Origin of the sequence: Herbaspirillum lusitanum, assembly GCF_046025995.1 — a bacterium.
In the GTDB taxonomy this organism is placed as follows: domain Bacteria; phylum Pseudomonadota; class Gammaproteobacteria; order Burkholderiales; family Burkholderiaceae_D; genus Herbaspirillum; species Herbaspirillum lusitanum_A.
In genome coordinates this window covers 476,080-495,146 of record NZ_JAQQFM010000002.1, presented here as the reverse complement: position 1 = coordinate 495,146, position 19,067 = coordinate 476,080, and the positions used below count along the sequence as shown (strand labels likewise).

The 19,067-nt window shown below is 55.7% G+C and carries 16 protein-coding genes and 2 tRNA genes; 5 read left to right on the top strand and 13 right to left on the bottom strand.

Going from position 1 to position 19,067, the window contains the following annotated elements; translation table 11 throughout:
* The first annotated feature begins 487 nt into the window (after positions 1 to 487).
* Entirely contained in the window at positions 488 to 673 is a 186-nt protein-coding gene (locus PQR62_RS05200; protein WP_408155484.1) for a hypothetical protein, read from the top strand.
* 105 nt (positions 674 to 778) lie between these two features.
* Here the strand turns inward: PQR62_RS05200 and PQR62_RS05195 are convergent, their stop codons facing one another.
* The 5 genes from PQR62_RS05195 to PQR62_RS05175 form a co-directional block, all read right to left on the bottom strand.
* The gene (locus PQR62_RS05195; RefSeq protein ID WP_408155482.1) at positions 779 to 1,186 is read right to left on the bottom strand and encodes a response regulator; all 408 of its coding nucleotides are present in this window, start codon (positions 1,184 to 1,186) and stop codon (positions 779 to 781) included.
* Between the two features lie 419 nt (positions 1,187 to 1,605).
* Positions 1,606 to 1,682 (bottom strand) — tRNA-Val (locus PQR62_RS05190).
* Positions 1,683 to 1,854: 172 nt separating this feature from the next.
* Complete coding sequence (locus PQR62_RS05185; RefSeq protein ID WP_408155480.1) at positions 1,855 to 4,110, bottom strand: RelA/SpoT family protein; 2,256 nt, start codon at positions 4,108 to 4,110, stop codon at positions 1,855 to 1,857.
* Between the two features lie 12 nt (positions 4,111 to 4,122).
* On the bottom strand, positions 4,123 to 4,473 hold the full coding sequence (locus tag PQR62_RS05180) for a RidA family protein (RefSeq protein ID WP_408155478.1): 351 nt from the start codon (positions 4,471 to 4,473) through the stop codon (positions 4,123 to 4,125).
* A 150-nt stretch (positions 4,474 to 4,623) separates the two neighbouring features.
* On the bottom strand, positions 4,624 to 5,490 hold the full coding sequence (locus PQR62_RS05175; protein ID WP_408155476.1) for an alpha/beta fold hydrolase: 867 nt from the start codon (positions 5,488 to 5,490) through the stop codon (positions 4,624 to 4,626).
* A 280-nt stretch (positions 5,491 to 5,770) separates the two neighbouring features.
* On the opposite strand from PQR62_RS05175, the gene PQR62_RS05170 reads away from it, so the two are divergent.
* The 4 genes from PQR62_RS05170 to PQR62_RS05155 all read left to right on the top strand — a co-directional run bounded on the left by PQR62_RS05170 (position 5,771) and on the right by PQR62_RS05155 (position 9,455).
* Positions 5,771 to 5,863: transfer RNA gene (locus tag PQR62_RS05170), tRNA-Leu, on the top strand.
* 924 nt (positions 5,864 to 6,787) lie between these two features.
* Positions 6,788 to 7,987, top strand: a complete 1,200-nt coding sequence (locus PQR62_RS05165; RefSeq protein WP_408155474.1) for a GAF domain-containing sensor histidine kinase — start codon at positions 6,788 to 6,790, stop codon at positions 7,985 to 7,987.
* A gap of 226 nt (positions 7,988 to 8,213) precedes the next feature.
* Positions 8,214 to 8,933, top strand: a complete 720-nt coding sequence (locus PQR62_RS05160) for a Crp/Fnr family transcriptional regulator (protein WP_408155472.1) — start codon at positions 8,214 to 8,216, stop codon at positions 8,931 to 8,933.
* A gap of 204 nt (positions 8,934 to 9,137) precedes the next feature.
* Positions 9,138 to 9,455: a Crp/Fnr family transcriptional regulator gene (locus PQR62_RS05155; protein ID WP_408155470.1), complete on the top strand. Its 318-nt coding sequence runs from the start codon at positions 9,138 to 9,140 to the stop codon at positions 9,453 to 9,455.
* Positions 9,456 to 10,283: 828 nt separating this feature from the next.
* Here PQR62_RS05155 and PQR62_RS05150 read toward each other — a convergent pair.
* From PQR62_RS05150 to PQR62_RS05115, 8 genes are all read right to left on the bottom strand, one after another.
* Positions 10,284 to 10,667, bottom strand: coding sequence for a hypothetical protein (locus PQR62_RS05150; RefSeq protein ID WP_408155468.1), 384 nt, complete (start codon positions 10,665 to 10,667; stop codon positions 10,284 to 10,286).
* Between the two features lie 300 nt (positions 10,668 to 10,967).
* A complete protein-coding gene (locus tag PQR62_RS05145) occupies positions 10,968 to 11,912 on the bottom strand; it encodes a choice-of-anchor A family protein (protein ID WP_408155466.1) in 945 nt (314 codons plus the stop codon).
* Positions 11,913 to 12,075: 163 nt separating this feature from the next.
* Positions 12,076 to 12,921: a sterol desaturase family protein gene (locus PQR62_RS05140; RefSeq protein WP_408155464.1), complete on the bottom strand. Its 846-nt coding sequence runs from the start codon at positions 12,919 to 12,921 to the stop codon at positions 12,076 to 12,078.
* A gap of 81 nt (positions 12,922 to 13,002) precedes the next feature.
* Positions 13,003 to 13,725, bottom strand: a complete 723-nt coding sequence (locus tag PQR62_RS05135; RefSeq protein WP_408155462.1) for a PEP-CTERM sorting domain-containing protein — start codon at positions 13,723 to 13,725, stop codon at positions 13,003 to 13,005.
* 421 nt (positions 13,726 to 14,146) lie between these two features.
* Positions 14,147 to 14,830 carry a S1 family peptidase gene (locus PQR62_RS05130; protein ID WP_408155460.1) on the bottom strand — a complete coding sequence of 228 codons (684 nt, stop codon included), beginning with the start codon at positions 14,828 to 14,830 and terminating at the stop codon, positions 14,147 to 14,149.
* 212 nt (positions 14,831 to 15,042) lie between these two features.
* Positions 15,043 to 16,152 carry an acyltransferase family protein gene (locus PQR62_RS05125; RefSeq protein WP_408155458.1) on the bottom strand — a complete coding sequence of 370 codons (1,110 nt, stop codon included), beginning with the start codon at positions 16,150 to 16,152 and terminating at the stop codon, positions 15,043 to 15,045.
* 57 nt (positions 16,153 to 16,209) lie between these two features.
* Positions 16,210 to 17,454 (bottom strand): pyridoxal-dependent decarboxylase, exosortase A system-associated, encoded by a 1,245-nt coding sequence (locus PQR62_RS05120; protein WP_408155456.1) that lies wholly within the window; start codon positions 17,452 to 17,454, stop codon positions 16,210 to 16,212.
* Positions 17,451 to 19,055: an acyl-CoA ligase (AMP-forming), exosortase A system-associated gene (locus PQR62_RS05115; RefSeq protein WP_408155454.1), complete on the bottom strand. Its 1,605-nt coding sequence runs from the start codon at positions 19,053 to 19,055 to the stop codon at positions 17,451 to 17,453. Before PQR62_RS05115 ends, PQR62_RS05120 begins: the two co-directional genes overlap by 4 nt.
* Positions 19,056 to 19,067 lie beyond the last annotated feature (12 nt).

Sequence of the window (19,067 nt, the reverse complement as noted above, 5' to 3'; positions counted from 1 at the left end):
GCGGGCCAGCCGCGCTTTTTCAGAAGACGAAAAAGAACCCGACTAGCGTCGCGCAGAAACCTCGGTGGTAGTTCGCGGTGTCATAACCGGTTTGCCTTTCTCGCTCTTACAGAATTCAATGTTGATCAGACTGAATATCACCATGTCTCAATACCCAGTCACATGCAGGATCGGCGCAAGCCCTGAAGCAGCCCCGATTTCATCAAGTCGGCAATTATAGCAAATTAAATCAAGCGCCACTTTCCACACACAGACAAAGTTTGGAAGCAGCACAACGCCCTCACCGCAAAATCCCGAATACCCCACAGCCAATGAAGTACCTCACCCATCAATCGACCACAACAATTTTGCTCAACAAAAACACAAGGCCAAATCATGAAAATTCTTCATCCCTGCAGAATGTAAAGTCATGAAATCAAGGCCCCACAGTACTACTTCGCAGAAATTCTTCGTGCTACGATTTTGCTTGCCCACAGGAAATCAAAGCATGCCAAACAGACACCACTGCGTCGAACTGCCGACCGTCATCAACAACATCGAATACACAGTCCAAAGCCGCACCATCAAAATGAATGATGGCAGCCAGCAGCAAGAATACCGTGTACTGCGCGATGGCCTGGAAATCAAAAGCTGGACGCAAGGCGATCTGCGCCCCTACTTCGGCGCGAGCTAAGTCTTGCCACACAAGCTCGAATACAGCTGGCAAAAACTTCAGCGCAAATGAAAACGGCCACCATCAAGGCAGCCGCTCTTTACTCAACCCGCACAACTCAAGCCATCAAGCCTTGGCCAACTGCGCCCGGCGCGCCAGAATCTTCTCGATCTTCTCTTTCAAGGTCGCCGCATTGAAAGGCTTGACGATGTAACCGTCGGCACCCGACTGCGCCGCCTCCACAATATTTTCCTTCTTTGCTTCAGCCGTGATCATCAACACCGGCAGATGTGCGTATTGTGGCGTGGAGCGAATCTTCTTGAGCAGCGTCAGCCCATCCATGATCGGCATGTTCCAGTCCGTGAGCACAAAGGTAACCGGCAGCGCACCCGCCTCCAACACCTTCATCGCCGAAGAACCGTCATCGGCCTCCACGATCTTGGTGTACTCCAGCTCTTTGAGCAAGCCGCTCACAATGCGCCTCATTGTTGAGAAATCGTCAACAACAAGAAAATACTGATCATCCGATGCCATATTGAATCAACCAAAACTAAAAAGAAGACACTGCTTGGATAAGCAAATGTAGAAAAAATTCGCGAAGCCGCTAGTTTAGTGCATTTTTGAAAAATTGCTTAACCTCAACTCAAGCACCCCTGCGCTTTCATCAATAGTTTTAATGCATTTCAGAAAAAAACATCCCGAGCTCAGACTGCGACATAAAAACTTCAGCAGCAAGCCTGTGCGACAAATCACCCAGCACAAAAAAAGAACGAGACGAGAGCATCCCAAGCAACAAATGCGGAGACAGAAAAGATGGACAAGCGAGGGAGAAAAACGAAAGAAGAAAACCGAATCGGAAATGCAAAAATGGAAGCCATACCGCGCTTCCATTATCGACTTTTTGAATCACCTACTGCTACTTACTTCCAGTGCCACTGCTGATGCAGAAGAACTGGTAGGCACGATTGGACTCGAACCAACGACCCCTACCATGTCAAGGTAGTGCTCTAACCAGCTGAGCTACGCGCCTAAAGAAGCAAGATTATAGGAGAGAAATTTTGCTTTGCATAGAGGTAAATAAAAAAATCTTTAAAAAGTTTATTTCCTCGTTTGCGGCGCCCTTCATAACCAGCTAAGCGCGCTTCTCAAAGTGCCACGCACAAGTACATCAGTATCTGCGCGGAACACTTCCATTATTTTTATTACTGCCGCTTGGCTTCCAGCACACCCTTCACTTCACGAATCACGGACATGGCCTTCTGCAGTTGTGCGGTCGAACCGATCTCTGCAGTGAACGCCATGCGCGCATGCCCCTTCGTGCTTTGCGTGCTGACGCCGATCACATTGATTTTTTCGCGCAGGAAAATTTCCGAGATATCGCGCAGCAGCCCCTGGCGATCCGATGCCAGCACGAAGATGTCGACCGGATAGACCGTATCCCTCGCCGGCGATCCCCAGGTGGTCTGGATCACGCGCTCCGGCGCCTTGCCGCTCATTTCGGCGAAATTCTTGCAGCTCAGCCGATGGATGGACACGCCCTTGCCGCGCGTGACGAAACCGGCAATCGCATCCGGCGGTGCGGGCTTGCAGCAACGCGCCAGCTGCGTCAGCAAGCCATCGGTGCCGACCACCAGCACACCCGACTTGGCTCCTTGCACCACGCTGGAAGACTTGCTCTTGCGCGTGATCAGCGCTTCGTCGTCGAGGTCAGCCTTCTTGTCTTGCGCGGCGTTGTCGTGCAGCGCCTGCTCGACGTGGCGCAAACTGAATTCATCCTTGCCGAGCGACAGGCACAAGTCATCAACCTTGGCGAAGCCGAGCTTTTGCGCGAGCTCCTCCAGATTGACCGCGGTCTTGCCTTCGCGCTGCAGGCTCTTTTCAAGCAAGGTACGCCCGGCCGATAAAGTCTCCTGCTGCTCGATGGCATTGAACCAGGCGCGCACCTTGGAGCGCGTACGCGAACTGGTGGCATAACCCGGACTCAGCCAGTCGCGCGAAGGACCAACACCCGGCCCGCTCTTGACGGTGATGATGTCCACCGTCTGACCATTTTTCAAGGGCGTATTCAGCGGCACCATGACGCCGTCGACGCGCGCACCGCGGCAGCGATGACCGACATCGCTGTGCAGGTGATACGCAAAATCGATAGGGGTGGCGCCGCTCGGCAATTCGATCACGCGCGCCTGCGGTGTGAGTACATAGATGCGCTCATCCAGCGTGGTCGCTTTGAGTTTCTCAACCCAGTCGCGCCTCACCTGCTCCTGATCGACCACCGCATCGGTGACTTCATTCTTCCAGGCCAGCAATTGGCGCAGCCAGGCAATTTTTTCATCGTACTTCTGTGCCGTGAAATTGGAGCCGCCGCTTTCCTTGTAGCGCCAGTGAGCAGCAACCCCATACTCGGCAAAATGATGCATCTCGCGCGTGCGGATCTGCACTTCCAGTGCGCGCCCATCCTCCGCCCTCACGACCGTGTGCAGCGATTGATAACCGTTCGGCTTGGGACGCGAAATATAGTCGTCGAACTCTTCGGGAATCGGCGTCCAGATGTTATGCACGATGCCCAGCACCGTGTAGCAAGTCTTGGCATCGTCAACGATGACGCGGAATGCGCGCACATCATAGAGCTCGGAAAAGTCGAGCGACTTGCCGCGCATCTTGTTCCAGATGCTGTAAATATGCTTGGGCCGGCCGCTGACCTCGGCCCGGATATCCAGCTCCGCCAGTTCGGAATGCAAACGACTGATCGCATTGGCCACGAATTGCTCGCGCTCAATGCGCTTCTCTTCCAGCATCTTGGCGATGCGCTTGTAAGTCGCCGGCTCGACGAAGCGAAACGACAGATCTTCCAGCTCCCACTTCAGTTGCCAGATTCCCAGACGATTCGCCAGCGGCGCATACAGATCGAAAGTCTCGCGCGCGTAATTCAGACTGGCTTCATTCTCCTGCTTGGTCTCGGCGAAATAGCGCAAGGTCGTCACGCGCGAAGCCAGACGCACCAGCACTGCGCGCATATCGGTCGCCATCGCCAGCAACATCTTGCGCAGGGTCTCGACCTGCGCCGCAGCCTGCTGCGCGGCATTCTTGCCGCGCAGGACTTCTTGCGGGGAATGGAACGTCAAACTGTGAAAACGCATCAGCTGACGCACGCCGATGACTAGCGTGGCGATGTCTTTGCTGAAGCGCTCTTCGATATTTTCCGACGCATCCGGATTCAGGATCTGCGACTCGAACAGCAAGCCGGCAATCCGCGTTTCAGCGTCGACATTCAAGGTGGCCAGCACATTGGCCACGCCGAGCACGAACTGCATTGCATCCTGGCCGGAGGGAATCTGCCGGCCTTCATATAAAGGCTCGGCATGGGCAAGCGCATCCAGAACGCGCGCCGCGTCGTCTGCGCTCAGACCCGCAGTGATCGCGTCATTGCCCTCGCCTTGTGCTGTTGCTACTGAAACCATGTGCGTCTGTATTTACTTTTGTGCGGCCACGATGATGATTTCGACCAGCAACTCAGGCCGCGCCAGCTTGGCTTCGACGGTTGCGCGCGGCGGCGCATTGCCGTCGGCTACCCAGGCATCCCACACGGCATTCATGCCGGGGAAATCCTTGACGTCGGACAGATAGATCTGGCACGACAGGATGCGGTTCTTGTCGCTGCCGGCTTCGGCCAGCAGACGATCGATATGCCCCAGCACTTCGCGGGTCTGTCCTTCGATATTCTGAGTCGCATCTTCAGCGATCTGACCGGCCAGATAGACGGTGCCATTGTGAATCGCAACTTCCGAAAGACGCTTGCCTACGTGCAGACGTTGTACTGTCATTTCAATTTCCTCAACTCTTCTCTGATATCCAATGACGACTGAACCCTGTCGCCAATCCATTTATATGCCTGAATGCATTCCAGCTCAGACAACACAACACTCTTGCGCTGCCATCGCAGGCCTATCTGCGTCATCTCACGCAATACAGGCTCAACCCAGCAGAAATTTCTTTGCCACTTCTATCTGATCCGCATGCATGAAGGTCGGCGCGTGACCGACATCCGGCATCTCCACCAGTTGCGCCTTCGGTCCGCGCTGCGTCATCGCCTGCGCCACCTCCGGCAGCAGCAGATCGGAATGTTCGCCACGCACCAGCAAGGTCGGACAGCGAATCGCATCGTAAGCGGCCCACAGCATTTGCTCCGCCATGCCGGCCGCTTCCGGCGTCATTTGCTTGAACGGAGTCGCCAGCGCCAGATCGTAATGCCGGCCCCACTTTCCATCCGAGCCCTGACGCAGCACGTCGGCCGCCAGCTTGCGCCATTCCTCATCGCTGTGCGAGCCAAAGCTGGCGGAGATGGTGCGTATATACTGCGCCGCCTCTTCAAAGCTATCGAAACGCACATCCTGACCGATGTATTCGCCGATACGCGCCAACGCTGCTCCGTTGATCGACGGCCCGATATCATTGAGCACCAGCTTGCGAATCGGGTTCCCCGGCAAGGATGCCAGCCCCATGCCGATCAGGCCGCCCATCGAGGTGCCGAACCAGTCGATGATCTCGGCGTCGAGTCGCGCCAGCAAGGTGACCATGTCGCTGATGTATTGCGGAATCGCATAATTCCTCGGATCAAGCAGCCGGCCCGAGCGGCCGCGTCCCACCACATCGGGACAGACCACGCGATAGGTGTCGCACAATTCACGCGCCATGCGATCGAAATCGTCAGCCACGCGGGTCACGCCATGCACGCACACCAGCACATCCGGATTGCGTGGATCGCCCCACTCTTTGTAAGCCATGGAATGCAAACCCGTAGGTGAAATGCACTGCACAGACTTCAATACGGCCTCAGTCATGATCTCGATCCAGGACGGTTGCGGAAGCCCGCATTTTACCTCGCGCACACTGCTTGCTGGCAGGAATGTCCGGAACGAGTCGACGGCAGCAGAATTTCTCGCCGTGCGTGGCCATTGGGATCAGTCCGCCATCGGCGTTTGCTGCCCCGATGTCTCACGGACCAAGCACGTTCATCCACCACCGCGGAAATTGCAAACCAGTGAAGAATTCCAAGGCGGAGGGCATGTGCGCTGCTATAATGCGTTCCTTTTTCGGCCCTGCCGAATAAAACTGTGCATAGCCTGAGTGGTGAAATTGGTAGACACAGCGGACTTAAAATCCGCCGCTTACCTGGAAAGGGGCGTACCGGTTCGATTCCGGTCTCAGGCACCAGCAAAGGCTCTCAGCCTATTTTTACTGGTCGGCACAAACACTCTACTGTTCAGAAAACGAACAAGCATTCCCCGAAAAACTCGTCTCTCCGTTCAACGGCGAACTTAAATCTGTTCATTTTTAAGTTTCAAGCCCTGCTTCAGAAAATAGAAAACCCGTGAAGTTTGCCCGCTCCAGAGAGCTGGACGAAAGTCCGAGCTGTGGGAGTTTTACATGGCGAAAGACGAAACGAAGTTCGAACCTGAAGTGCTCAAACGCTACCTGCGCAAGACAAACGGAGCCTGGACTGCCGGCAAGGAATTCAGAGTTGATCACGCTGGCATGCGCCGTTAAGTGCAAAGTCAGCCTCACCATGGACTAAATGGACTCAGCAGGAAGCACGGCATTACCGTGCTTAATTCAACCAGCGGCGCACCACCGCCTATTTCAAGACAGAGGCTGACGCGCGTCGGATTGCGGCAGGATCCTTCGGAAGCGTTGCGCGCGTGGGCGGGCGCAGGCCTTTGGTGTTTGTCACTGGCCATAATCATGCTGTGATCCGGAAAGCATACTCAGGCATTTGACGCCTTGAATTGGATAAAACGTCTATTTGAGTAATGGTCCAACATACTCACTCAGTTCCAGCATCGAAAACGGTTTGGCAAAGATCACAGCGAATTCCGGCAGGCCAATTCGCGAGGGCGAAAAAATTGCATAAAAGCAATATAAGCACCATTGTCTTCGCGCTCATTATTAATTGCCGGTAATTTAGTATGATGATGAAAACATTGCGGTTAAATCTTGGAAGTCAGTATCAAGCACATGCAGCTGATCAGCCCCCATTGCTTGCTCTGTTAATACGCAAGACCTAACTCACAAGCTCACAAGCGCAATTACAAAAACAATGCTTTTTATCAACGGCATATAAGAGTGCCCTGACCCAAAATGACGACCTCGCCGGCAGACGAGAAGCTGCTGAAAACAGACCTTGAACTAATCTCGAAGATCGAGTCAATTCCAACAATATTGGATGTGATATGCCGTACAACAGGGATGGGATTTGCAGCTGTTGCACGTGTCACGAAAGATCGATGGATTGCCGGCAGTGTCTTGGACAAGATAGGCTTCGGCCTGGCGGTCGGTGGCGAATTAGAGATCAACACCACCATTTGCGACGAAATTCGAGATAGCGGGAAATTGGTCGCGTTCAATAATGTCCAGGATGCCCCACTCTACCGGGATCACCATACTCCAAGGATTTATGGTTTAAAGAGCTATATATCGGTTCCAATCTATCGCCGCCAAAACGAATTTTTCGGAACACTTTGTGCGATTGATCCAAATCCCGCTCGCGTTGAGTCTTCTGAAATCATAGATATGTTTCGCCTATTTGCCGAACTCATCGGCAAGCATATTGACTCCCAAGAACGTGAGATGGCCAGCGATATGGCGCTTCTTCTGGAAAGGGAGGTGGGCGATCTTCGCGACCAGTTCGTTGCCATTCTTGGGCACGATTTGCGGAACCCACTCAATGCAATCGCAATGAGCGCGCAAATCCTCAAATTGAAGACGACGCAAGAACATCTTTCGACCATTACAAAGATGGAAAACAGCGTCCAGCGGATGGCCTCATTGATCGATAACATGCTTGATTTTTCACGTGCTCGGCTGGGAGGCGGCTTTGAACTCAATCAGTCCCTGCAAACGAATCTGGCGGCAGATCTTCATCAGGTAATTGACGAACTAAGTATTGTCTGGTCAGCGCGAACCATAGTGACCGAGATATCTATCTCGGCTGAGATTTATTGCGACAGCTCACGTATCTGTCAGATGCTGTCTAACCTGCTTTCAAATGCGCTTACGCATGGCGCCAGAGAGGGCATCGTATTCTGTACGATCATTGGCGATGCAGATCAGCTGAAAATTACGGTGCGAAACTCGGGTCTTCCCATTGCACCAGATGTGATTCGTCGTCTTTTTCAGCCATTCTCGCGTGGCGGTGATCGCACCGGGAAAAATAGTTTGGGGCTGGGACTCGGACTCTATATCGCCTCCCAGATCGCAAAGGCGCACCATGCTGAACTGACGGTTGCATCTGACCCGGACTACACCACATTCGTTTTTTATATGGACAACAGGAGATGAGGCAATGGTCATTTACCCAACATGCTTTTTTTATGTGTGCGATACCCCCTTGGGTAGCACTACTGCGCTTCTGAAAAACTGCCCGTTAGACGGGCATTTTTTTTGCCCCCCCCTCTGTCCAACATATTCATAAGTTCTATATCGCACATATAAAAATTGACATTTGCGATAGGCTTATCGCCGCTTATAGACAGTTCCGCTTATAACCTTCTCGATTGGATCTATCATGAGCCTACAAGATTCCCCGTTAAAGAATCACTTAATTGCACAGCTTTCACCGGCAGTTCAAAAGCGTATGATTTCTCAGCTTGAATGGATTCAGCTCCCGCTGGGAACTGTCCTCTACGAATCCGGAGATACGCTGCAGCACGTCTACTTTCCCACCGACGCCATAGTTTCTCTCCTGTACGTTACTGAAAATGGCTCTTCAGCAGAAATTTCTGTAGTGGGGAAAGACGGATTCGTTGGACTGGCGATTCTGATGGGGGGAGAAAGTACGCCAAGTCGCGCCATCGTCCAGAGTGCGGGTTCTGCGTATCGATTGACGTCGGCACGATTCAAAGATGAAATTCATCGCGACATACACACCATGAATCTGATGCTGCGCTATACACAGGCTTTATTTACTCAAATGTCCCAAACGGCGGTATGTAACCGTCACCATTCGATTGATCAGCAATTGTGCCGCTGGCTGCTGCTTTCCTTAGATCGACTTACCAGTAATCAGCTGAAAATGACGCAGGAACTGATTGCGAATATGTTGGGAGTACGACGCGAGGGCGTCACCGATGCGGCGGGGAAATTGCAGCGACAGGGAGTGATTGAATACAGCCGAGGGAATATGATAGTTCTGGATCGCCCCAAGCTTGAGCATCTTTGCTGCGAATGTTATGCCGTTGTAAGAAAGGAGACCGAGCGTTTACTTCCGCCATATCATGGCGGCTAGATCACCATGCAGCCAGGCTGTAAATTCGCATGTAAGTTCGTAAGCGGACAGTCAGGCCGCGCAAATTGGCACATAATTTATTCAATTAAGAGGTAATCAAACCACATACACCGATCGGAAATTGATTGCCAATATTCGATTGATGAATTGAAGCTAGCCAAGAATTAAAAAAATAAAAGCCTCCAACCTAGCTTGCATCGCTACGTGGTCATTCTCATTGAGCAGCTTTATATCTCTTCAATTTGCATCCGGTTTCATACCATCAATGAACGTCTTGCCAAGTGGCTCTTGATGAATCACGATCGTTTAAATTCAAATGCCGTCGATGTAACGCAAGAATTTATTTCTCTGATGCTGGGGGTGCGACGCGTTGGCATTACCGCGGCAGCAACATCTTTGCGAGAGATGGGACTCATTGAATATAGTCGAGGGCGACTGACTATTCTCGATCGCAAAAAACTGGAAGCGGTAGCCTGCGATTGCTATGCTGAAGAGCTGCGAATATACAAAGAAATCCTGTAGAGATCTTGTGCGAGGTCCGAGAATCCTGGACCGCGAACGATTGACCATCATGCTTGCTCCGCTAGAAGATGGTACGGCCTTATATCCTCCCCTTCTGAAGCAATTCCATAGAGCCCGGCGGTGATGACCGGCCCCATGTCGGTCACAGGCGACAAAAACTGTTCCAGGCAAGTCAAAGGAAATTCAACAGCCCGCACACCAACAGGTCTTGCAGGCTTTTGAATGTAGCGGCGGTCTTCTTGTATGTATTTGTTTGTCCGCATCGAAGGGCGCAAACGAATATCTTTCCATGCATGCCGAAGGCCGGTCACAACGCCTTGATACAATGCTCCGGGGCCTCACCCAATGAAGCAAAATTCTGATCGACTGCGCAGAAAGCAGCTCACTGGCATCTGACGAGTCCTGCGTGCACCTGAATAAAAATGGAGTTCTGCCTTGCTTAAGAAAATTCGCAATATTGTTTTGATCGCTGTCGCAGTGCTGGTGTTCGGCACCTTCGCCTTCGGCATTTTCACCTTTGCCGCGATGATGCTGAGAACTCAGACCTGAACCAAGCAAGCAGCGGTACGCATGAGTTCCATGCTGCTCACCACAAGTACGCATCTAGAAGCATCCCCTTCATCACCTCCGTCGCGCGCATAAAAAAGCCCGCAAGCCTTACGGCGCGCGGGCGGAGGTGCAAATCAAATTTAAACGTCCGAGCCTTGTTGGTCATAAGGCCTGGAAATCTGACTGCTGGAGCTATTCTATAACGATATGAATAAAACAATATATTATCGAATAAACAACTGATTTAAAAACAACATAATTCTAAAAATTCATTCGAATTTAGCGATTCCCCGTCACTCCCGGCTTACTGCTTTTCTTGCCCGGAGGCAGCCCTGCAGACGCTAATCTGCCCGGAATCGCATCAAGCGCCAGCCAGCGCGCGGCCCTGAAAGACCAGCCGCCATTGACTTCTTCCCAGCCTGCAGCCACGTAGGTCTGATCCGGACGGCTCAACTCCCAATGGCCGTCCATCCAGAAGAACATGCCCTGGCTGTGCGCCCAATAGCCGGGGCTCCAGAGCACCTCATCGGAAATACGTGGCTGCTGCAGCTCATCTCTCACCGGGGGAGGTGGATTCTTGCTGCGCGCATTCGGATTCACGACGATGGGGCGCGGCCTGACGCCGGCCAGCATGGCGGCAATAGAAAGACGTGGAGTGAACATGTTCGCTTTCGAATGAGGTTGATGAGCCACTGTACTGACAAACCAGGGCGGCTCACACTTCAGAATCCAACTGTTACATGCTCCTCACGGATTGATCCAAGCTGTTAATTTGCGTTCGTAGCCGGTATCAAAATGAATCCGCGTCATGCATGTGCGGCAAGTAAATCGACTTCTGCATCCGCCCTATCGCCACGCCAAATGAAAAAGCCCCGCACCAGTGAAGGTGCGGGGCTTTTTCTAAAATCAGCTTTACTTGTCCGGCAGGCTTATCAGACTGCCGTCAAACCAATTTCCGACTGTTCAGGATGCTGCCACCGGACGCAAGCCACCCGACTTGCGCTGGCTGGCGCGTACGCGCGTGGCCAATACCAGCATGACCAATCCCAGCAAAATCAGCGGATAGCTGGACGGCTCAGGCACGGCCGCGGTAGTCGATGCCGGCAAGGTACCGGTGAAAGGACGATCATGCAATTCGCCGTTGCCGGTGAAGCTCTTCGCGTACAGGAAACCTTCCATCGCCGAGCTGTTGGTCACCGCAGCATTGCCCGCCAGCACGGCGCCATGCCAGTTGGTGAAACTGAGGTTGGTGGCATCAACGAAATTCCAGATGACGTTGGCGTTCAAAAACGCGCTGGCATTGAAGTTGGCGGTCTGATTGAAGCTGCTGCCGGTAACGTTGATGATGATGGTGGTGGCCGAACCGCTGAACAGCAGATTGCGCGCTGCAGCCAGTTGCGCCGTGGTCACGCTGAACACCGCAGTGCCGCTCGAATTCGCCGTCTCAACAAAAGTGAAGTTGTTTGGATCAGTGCCGTTGACGGTGCTGTTGGCGGTCATCTGGCTCAATTGAACGCTCAATGCATTGAGCGGTGCAGTGAAATCGCTCAGCGAAAAACTTGCGTTCTGCGTCACGGTGCCGCCGCCGTTCAGATTGAAGTGCGCGCTGTCGCTGTTCTTGTAAGCAACGCTGCCGCCGTTGTTGATGTTGGCGTTGAAGCTGTCGATCTTGTTGGCGGTAATCGCGCCATACGAAGAAGCGACATTGCTCGGATTATTGTAGAAGGTCGCACCGCCGGTGATTTCATCAGCGACGACGCGGCCTTCGATGTCATGCCCGGATGTCAGCGTGGTCGAAACCACCACATTGAACTGAGACAGAATCTGGCTTGCGGTCAGCGCCGCAGCATAACTTGCGCTGGCGCCGAGCGCTGCTGCAAGCAAAACCAAAGCTTTCAAAATACGCATTTTTATTGCCCTCACTGAGAGAGTTGAAACTACTCGTACTAAATCAACACTGCCTAAATTTGTTCACTGCACAAACGATGAGCAAGTATAAGCGATGCCTCAAATATTTTCGTGCAATTTAGACAACACTTCCTTGACTATCGCAAAAAATATTCAAACAGCATCAAGCCTGCGAGCGATTTTCCGTGGCAGCCCCAGGGAAAATCGGATCCAGCAATTGCCCGCGCAGCGTTTTGGGCGTCGCGGCCTCTATTCCATAATCCGCCGGCCATGCCGACGGCAAGTGCAGCGTACCGAACAGGCGATCCACCAGCGGCAGCATCGATGCGTAGTTGCGATTGATGTGATCGACGCGGGTGTGATGCCAGTGATGGAACAAGGGGGTCGATATGATCCACTCGAATCCCGGAATGCGCACACGGAAGTTTGAATGTATGAAAAATCCCCACAGCGTTCCCAGCACCACCAGCAGAGCCGGCGTCACGCTGCCGGCAGCGGTCGCACCGGCCAGACCGATCGCATACAGCGGCGCCATGCTGAACAGACGCGTGACGACCATATCGACCGGATGGGCGCGCGTGTTGACCAGAAAATACATGTGCTCGGCGCTGTGATGCACGGCATGGAAGCGCCACAGCCAGGGCAGCTCATGACTCAGGCGATGGCCCCAGTAATAGCCGATCTCCCCGATCACGAAAGCCAGCAACATTTTGGCGACCAGCGGCAGTTCGGCCATGAAGGCTGGCAATGCGGCCGGCAGCAGATAACGCGCGGCCCCAGCCAAAAACGCCAGCGGCAAGGCCAGCGCAAATGCAGGCAAGAGACTATTGATGAAGTAATAGGCCAGATCGGCAAACAGATCGTGCCTTTGCGGCGCGGCCTTGCGCACTGCGAACCAACGCTCTAGCGGCAGAAAAATCACGGTCAGCAAAACCAGCCAGCCACACAGGCGCAAAACATCTACCAGAAACCCGGGCAGATGATCCAGCAGTGGTTGGAGCAGGCTCATTTCAGTGACCGTCCTTTACACGAGAAAGCTGGACCTACCACCAGGTAGATCCAGCCGGGCATGCTGCATTACAGCGGGCTATCAGAGCTTCGATGCGGTACGACGACGGGCCATCGCAACGCCGAACAGCGCCAGTGCGCCGAGCAGCATCACCGACAGCGTACCTGGCTCAGGCACTGCTGCCACCAGCGACACATTATCCAGCAGGCTGAACGGCGGCACGCCGCTCGGTGTGTCCTTGGCCAGGAATGACAGCACTTCGCTCACAGCCGTGGCGGTGAAGGTGAAGGTAGAACTGGTCCAGCCGGTGAAACCGTGGCTCAGGTTACTCAGGTATTGCGTTGTATAAGTCTCGTCGCCCAGGCTGACTTGCCATGCTTCAGTAGTCGCGCCTGTGAAACCGTTTTGCTGTGCGCCGGCCCAGTCAAAACTCAGCACATAAGTCTGGCCGATGATCAGATTGTTGATGGTCTGCGACAGCGGACCCGCTTGCCACACGCCGTCCGAACCGATGTAGTTGCCGCCGGTCGGACTGGCGGTCAGGCCGTTGGCGGAGCCGTTTTTCGGCCCCCACAGCTGCAGGTAATTATTGGTATCGCCACCAGTGGCTGTGTAAATGTAGGTGTAACCGGTCGAAGTCCAGCCGGTTGCAACGGTGGTGCCGTTGACGGTGCTGAACTTGCCGCCGCCGTTGGTCGTGGTTTCAAAACCGCCGTTGGTCACCAGATTGACGGTTGCGGCTGACGCCGCGCCCGCGTTAAAGCCCAGGAATGCAATTGCCAGGATGCCGAGGAGTTTTTTCATTTTGTTTTTTCGATGAACTGTAGGTCAGGATGCACTCACTAAAGCGAATAGCGTGCCAGCTTGTTTTTGGAATGTTGAAATTAAAATAAATGAATTAAATCAATCACTTAAAATCATGTCGCTTGAGCATCCTCACGACACGCTCCTGACAAACCTGCATGTTGTAAAGAATTCCGACAAACTGGTTTTGTTATTTAAAAAATAACAAAATCGCCTCCTCAATTTCAGAATAAAGAGCGGCCCGGCACCAGGCGCTCATTTTGGAATTGGAGCGGAGATGACAGTCGTCGCCCCGAGAACGGCGCAGCGATGGCGCAACGCATCATTCCAGTGGGAATGAGCAGGCATGAACAGGCATCGGTAAAGCGAGGCAGGCGCTGTAAAGAAATCCGACAAAATTGCCGGATCGCACTTTTCAGGATTACTTTCCGGCCATCAAGTCTCTGACGAAATTGGCCGGAATCGCATAGGTGATGCCGCTGGGATTGGTGATCGCGGACTCCTTGGTGGCATTCACCACCTTGTTGATCACGCCGAGCACCGCGCCGGTTTCAGGATCGTAAAGCGGGCTGCCGCTGCCGCCCGGATAGGCCGTGCCATCCAGTTGAAAAACATCGTAGGCATTACGCTGCAATTGCACGATGGCCTTGACGTCCAGCGCGCGCGACGAAGGCGCCTGCGTAGCGATGGGCGTGATTGCTGCCACCATGCCTTTGTGCGTAACCGGATGAAAACCGAGAATGATGGTCAGCGGAAAGCCAGTGAATGCCAGCATCTGCCCTTCCCTCACGCTATCGGAGTCGCCCAGCTTCATTGCCGGCAAAGGCGGCCCGCTGATTTTCAGCAAGGCCAGATCATGCAGCTTATCCAGCGCCACCAGCGTCGCATCGCGGTATTCGGTGCTCTTGCCGCGGCTGATGGTGACCTTCAGGGTTTCCTTGTGCTCGTCGTCGATCACGCCGGGAATGACGTGCGCGTTGGTCACCACGCTCAGGCCGTCGCCCACCACGAAGCCGGTACCGACAAAACTGATGGCCGGGCTGCGCAGTTGCAGAAAGGTGCCGATACCGACGATCGAGGGCTTGATCGTTGCTATCGTTTGCACCAGATTATCGGCATGCACCGACTGTGGCAGCGCGCAAGCGATAAGCGCCAGGCCGGCGAAAGCACGGAACGCAGCGCACGCAGAAAAGGCAGCGAACGCAGCCCGGGATAACAGTGCTTTCATGGTTTCACCCACATCGACAGATTGAAAAACAGGCAGAAAAAACACAAGCAAAGAACTGTGGCATGGCCGGACGAGCAGCGCATGCGCCCTTACTCGCGCGGCGTGGCAGCGGACGTGCCGCGTGCGGCCAGGGCACACAGCGCATTCAGCCACCGCATCAGCACCACGCTGAGCCACTTCCTGAAACGCTCGGTGAGCAGGCCGGCCAGCAGCGTCGCAAGCGCGATGATCGCCATCAGGATCAGCATGCTTGCCCAGCCGGCGCCCGCCGGATGAAAGCTCTGCCACACCGCGATCACCAGTCCATGCGTCAGATAGAGCGGAAAGGTATAAGCCGCGAGTGCAGCGACGTTTGCACGCAGCCGCTGCGAAAATTCGAGCCCAGCATGCAGCACACAGTAGAAATTGAACAGGACAATCAGACACACCAGATAGTCGCCGACAAAACGGTCGGCGCTGGACAGCGGCAACTGCGCAAACGGCCACAGGGCATTGCCGGCGCGGCGCAGATCGGCATCGCTTACACAATACTCATAGGCGCAGAACAGGACCACGCTCAGCAGCCAGCCCAACCGTGCGCGCCTCTTGCCGAAACGGTAACGCGCGCGCGCGTGCCATAGCCACACGCCGCTGAGCCAGATCGGGAACAGCAACCACAGCTTGTAGCCCATCAGCAGGAACACGACGGCGCCCAGCACCAGCCGCAGACGGCCGCGCAGGAAAAAAACGGCGCCGAAGAAAATGTAATACCAGACCTCGTAGTTCAGCGACCAGTAAGACTCCAGCCACAGCGGCGCCTCGGAGATGGTCCAGCTTTCACCCAGAAACAGGCTGTGAAAGGGAATGTAGAAATAGGCCTTGCTCAGTTCGTAGTCCGATTCCACCGCATGGCCGCTGATGGTCTCTACGGCGTAGACCGCCAGAAAGGATGCCAGCAGCAGCGGCAAGGCAACCGAATAGATGCGGGCGGCGCGGGCCACCGCGTAGTGCTTCAGATCCTGTTTCTTCTGATCGGTGACATAGGCGATCACCAGGCCCGACAGCACGAAGAAAATGATGACGGCCTCACGTCCCAGCGCCGGAACGAAGGCGGCGGCATGGGCCGCAATCAGATGGTGGCCGACGAAATGATCCACCACCACCATCAGCGCCGCCACAATGCGCGCCAGGTCAAGATAGGCCGAAAAGGATTTGTTCATCCGGCGGCACGCCTCATGTCAGCACCTGACGCGGGCCCGGCATGTCGTATTGCCGCCTCATACCAGCACTTCAGCCGGCGCCGGATGACCGAGGAACGCGGTCGGGCTGGCGCTCAGACCATAGGCGCCGGACTGGAACACGACGATCAGATCGCCGGCTTCCGCCCTGGGCAACTCCATCTGCGCGGCCAGCACGTCGAGCGGCGTGCACAGCGGGCCGACCACCGACACCGTCTCGCGCACCTCATCAGCCGCGCCTGTGCTCAGCGCAGGTGCGACCGGATAGTTCTTGCGAATCACCTGGCCGAAATTGCCGGAGGCCGCCAGATGGTGATGCAGACCGCCATCGACCACCAGAAACACCTGCCCGCGCGACTCCTTGCGATCCACCACGCGCGTGACGTAGAGGCCGGCCTCGCCGACCAGATAGCGGCCCAGTTCCAGCACTACTTCAACATCGGGTAAAGCGGCCTGCACGCGCGGCATCCATTGCTGCAGATGTTCGCCGATCGGCGCCAGATCCAGATGCTGGTCGCCGGGAAAATAAGGAATGCCGAAACCGCCGCCGATGTTCAGAGAACGCAGCGGCGACGGCGCGTGCTGCGCCAGCCGGAAGGCCAGCGCGAAGGCGCTGGATTGCGCGTCCATGACGGCTTGCGCATCCAGACTTTGCGAACCGCTGAAGATCTGCAGGCCGTGGAACTCGACGTCCAGCGTGGCCAGACGCGCCAGCAGCGCCGGCGCCAGTTCGGCGTCGACACCGAAGGGCTTGGCGCCGCCGCCCATTTTCATGCCGGAAGATTTCAGTTCGAAATCGGGATTGATACGCAGCGAGACTTTGGGCTTCAGGCCCAGCGTCTGGCCGAGGTCGGCCAGCGTATTGATCTCGCGCTCCGACTCGGCATGGATCACCACGCCTGCGGCCACCGCGCGGCGCAGTTCCGCCAGCGATTTGCCGGGGCCGGCAAAGCTGATCGCAGCCGGCGGCATGGTCGTATCCAGCACCGTCGCCAGCTCGCCGCCGGAAGCGACGTCGAAACCATCGACCAGCCCCGCCATCCACTGCACCAGGGCCGGCATGGGATTGGCCTTGACCGAATAATGCAGGCTGATTTCGCGCGGCAATGCCGCCCGCAACTGCGCCACGCGCGCTGTCAGCAGCGCACGATCGTAAGCATAAAACGGCGTCATCCCGACCCGCTGCGCCAGACGCGTCAGCGGCATGCCGCCGATCTGCAGGCAACCGTTGACGGTCGGAAAATTATGTTGAGCGGCATGCGCCGGCTTGTTGATCCGAGTCATTCCATCTCGCCTGAAAAAACAGCAGCCACCGAACGCTGCAGGAGTTTGCGGTCAATCTTGCCATTCGGCGTGCGCGGCAGACTGCCCTGCCATTGCTGCACATGGGCCGGCATCATGTAGGACGGCAGATGCGGCTGGCAAGCCTTCAGCAAGCTTGCCGACGAATGCGCGGAGGCTCCAGGTCCGATCCCGGCATCCGTATCCGACACGATCAGCACCACCGCCTGCCCCAGTTGCGGATGCGGCACGCCGACCGCCACCGCTTCGCCGACCAGCCCTGTGGCGTAGACCACCTCTTCTACTTCCTGCGGACTGATGCGATAGCCGGAGACCTTGATCATGTCATCGTCTCGGCCGACGAAATAGAGGTAGCCGTCTTCATCCACTCTGGCGCGATCGCCCGACCATACGGCGAGTTCGGGCTCGCCCGGAGTTGCCGCAGGCCACGGTCGAAAGCGTTCTGCGCTTCGCTCCGGGTCATTCCAGTAGCCCTGCGCCACCAGCACGCCGCGATGCACCAGCTCGCCGGTCTCGCCCGGCGCACACGGCGAACCATCGGGTCGCAGCACCATGACCTCGGCATTCGGAATGGCGCGACCGACCGAGTCGGGGCGACGATCCAGTTCGGACGGCGGCAGATAAGTGGAACGGAAGGCTTCGGTCAGGCCATACATCAGAAAAACCTGCGTCCCGGGCAAAGCGGCGCGCAAGCGATCCAGCACCGGACGCTGCATGGCGCCGCCGGAATTGGTGATGTAGCGCAACGCGCCGGCGTCCTGCCAATCCAATCCTGCCAGTTGATTCCACAGCGGCGGCACCGCCGCCAGCCCGGTAATTTGTTCCTGCGCCACCGCAGCGATGATGTCGCGCGGAAACAGATAATTCATCAGCACCACCGCCGCACCGCTGAGAAAGGCGGTGGTGAGCTGACTGAAGCCGTAATCGAAACTCAGCGGCAGCACCGACAGCAATCGATCTTCGGCGCTGTTGTGCAGATACTGCGCCACGCTCTCGGCGCCGGCAGTCAGATTGCGATGCGACAGCACCACGCCCTTGGGGCGTCCGGTGCTGCCGGAGGTGTAAAGAATCGCGGCCATGTCGCCATCCACGCGGCGATGCGGCTGAAGCCGGATCGTGCGCGCAGCGGTGATGAACTCTGCCCATCCCAGCACGCGTACATTCTTGTCCCCTGACTCAGTTGAGCCCGCATTCACCAGCACCACCGTTTGCAGATCGCGGCAGGCCGGCAAGACATGCGTCAGGCTGACCAGGCGCTCGGCCGATGTGATCAGAATACGCACATTGCAATCCTGCAGAATGTGCGCCACCTGCTCGGGCTTGAGCAGCGGATTAAGCGGCACGAAGCTGGCGCCGGCAGCGGCTGCACCGAACAATGCGACCACGGTCTCGATCTGCTTGTCCAGATACACGCCGATACGCTCGCCGGCAGCGATGCCGCAGGCCAGCGCGCCCTGCGCGGCGGCTTCGACCTGCGTCGCCAGTTGCGCATAGTCGAGACGCATTCCCTTGTGCACCAGCGCCTCGGCATGCGGGCGCGCCAGAGCGCTATCGAGAATGAATTCGTGAACAAGCTTGGACATGGCGGTGACGTG

Bases quoted from the DNA above. Each gene is read 5' to 3' on its own strand.
- PQR62_RS05200 (WP_408155484.1), top strand. From the start codon at position 488: ATGCCAAACAGACACCACTGCGTCGAACTGCCGACCGTCATCAACAAC.
- PQR62_RS05195 (WP_408155482.1), bottom strand. From the start codon at position 1,186: ATGGCATCGGATGATCAGTATTTTCTTGTTGTTGACGATTTCTCAACA.
- PQR62_RS05185 (WP_408155480.1), bottom strand. From the start codon at position 4,110: ATGGTTTCAGTAGCAACAGCACAAGGCGAGGGCAATGACGCGATCACT.
- PQR62_RS05180 (WP_408155478.1), bottom strand. From the start codon at position 4,473: ATGACAGTACAACGTCTGCACGTAGGCAAGCGTCTTTCGGAAGTTGCG.
- PQR62_RS05175 (WP_408155476.1), bottom strand. From the start codon at position 5,490: ATGACTGAGGCCGTATTGAAGTCTGTGCAGTGCATTTCACCTACGGGT.
- PQR62_RS05165 (WP_408155474.1), top strand. From the start codon at position 6,788: ATGACGACCTCGCCGGCAGACGAGAAGCTGCTGAAAACAGACCTTGAA.
- PQR62_RS05160 (WP_408155472.1), top strand. From the start codon at position 8,214: ATGAGCCTACAAGATTCCCCGTTAAAGAATCACTTAATTGCACAGCTT.
- PQR62_RS05150 (WP_408155468.1), bottom strand. From the start codon at position 10,667: ATGTTCACTCCACGTCTTTCTATTGCCGCCATGCTGGCCGGCGTCAGG.
- PQR62_RS05145 (WP_408155466.1), bottom strand. From the start codon at position 11,912: ATGCGTATTTTGAAAGCTTTGGTTTTGCTTGCAGCAGCGCTCGGCGCC.
- PQR62_RS05140 (WP_408155464.1), bottom strand. From the start codon at position 12,921: ATGAGCCTGCTCCAACCACTGCTGGATCATCTGCCCGGGTTTCTGGTA.
- PQR62_RS05135 (WP_408155462.1), bottom strand. From the start codon at position 13,725: ATGAAAAAACTCCTCGGCATCCTGGCAATTGCATTCCTGGGCTTTAAC.
- PQR62_RS05125 (WP_408155458.1), bottom strand. From the start codon at position 16,152: ATGAACAAATCCTTTTCGGCCTATCTTGACCTGGCGCGCATTGTGGCG.
- PQR62_RS05120 (WP_408155456.1), bottom strand. From the start codon at position 17,454: ATGACTCGGATCAACAAGCCGGCGCATGCCGCTCAACATAATTTTCCG.
- PQR62_RS05115 (WP_408155454.1), bottom strand. From the start codon at position 19,055: ATGTCCAAGCTTGTTCACGAATTCATTCTCGATAGCGCTCTGGCGCGC.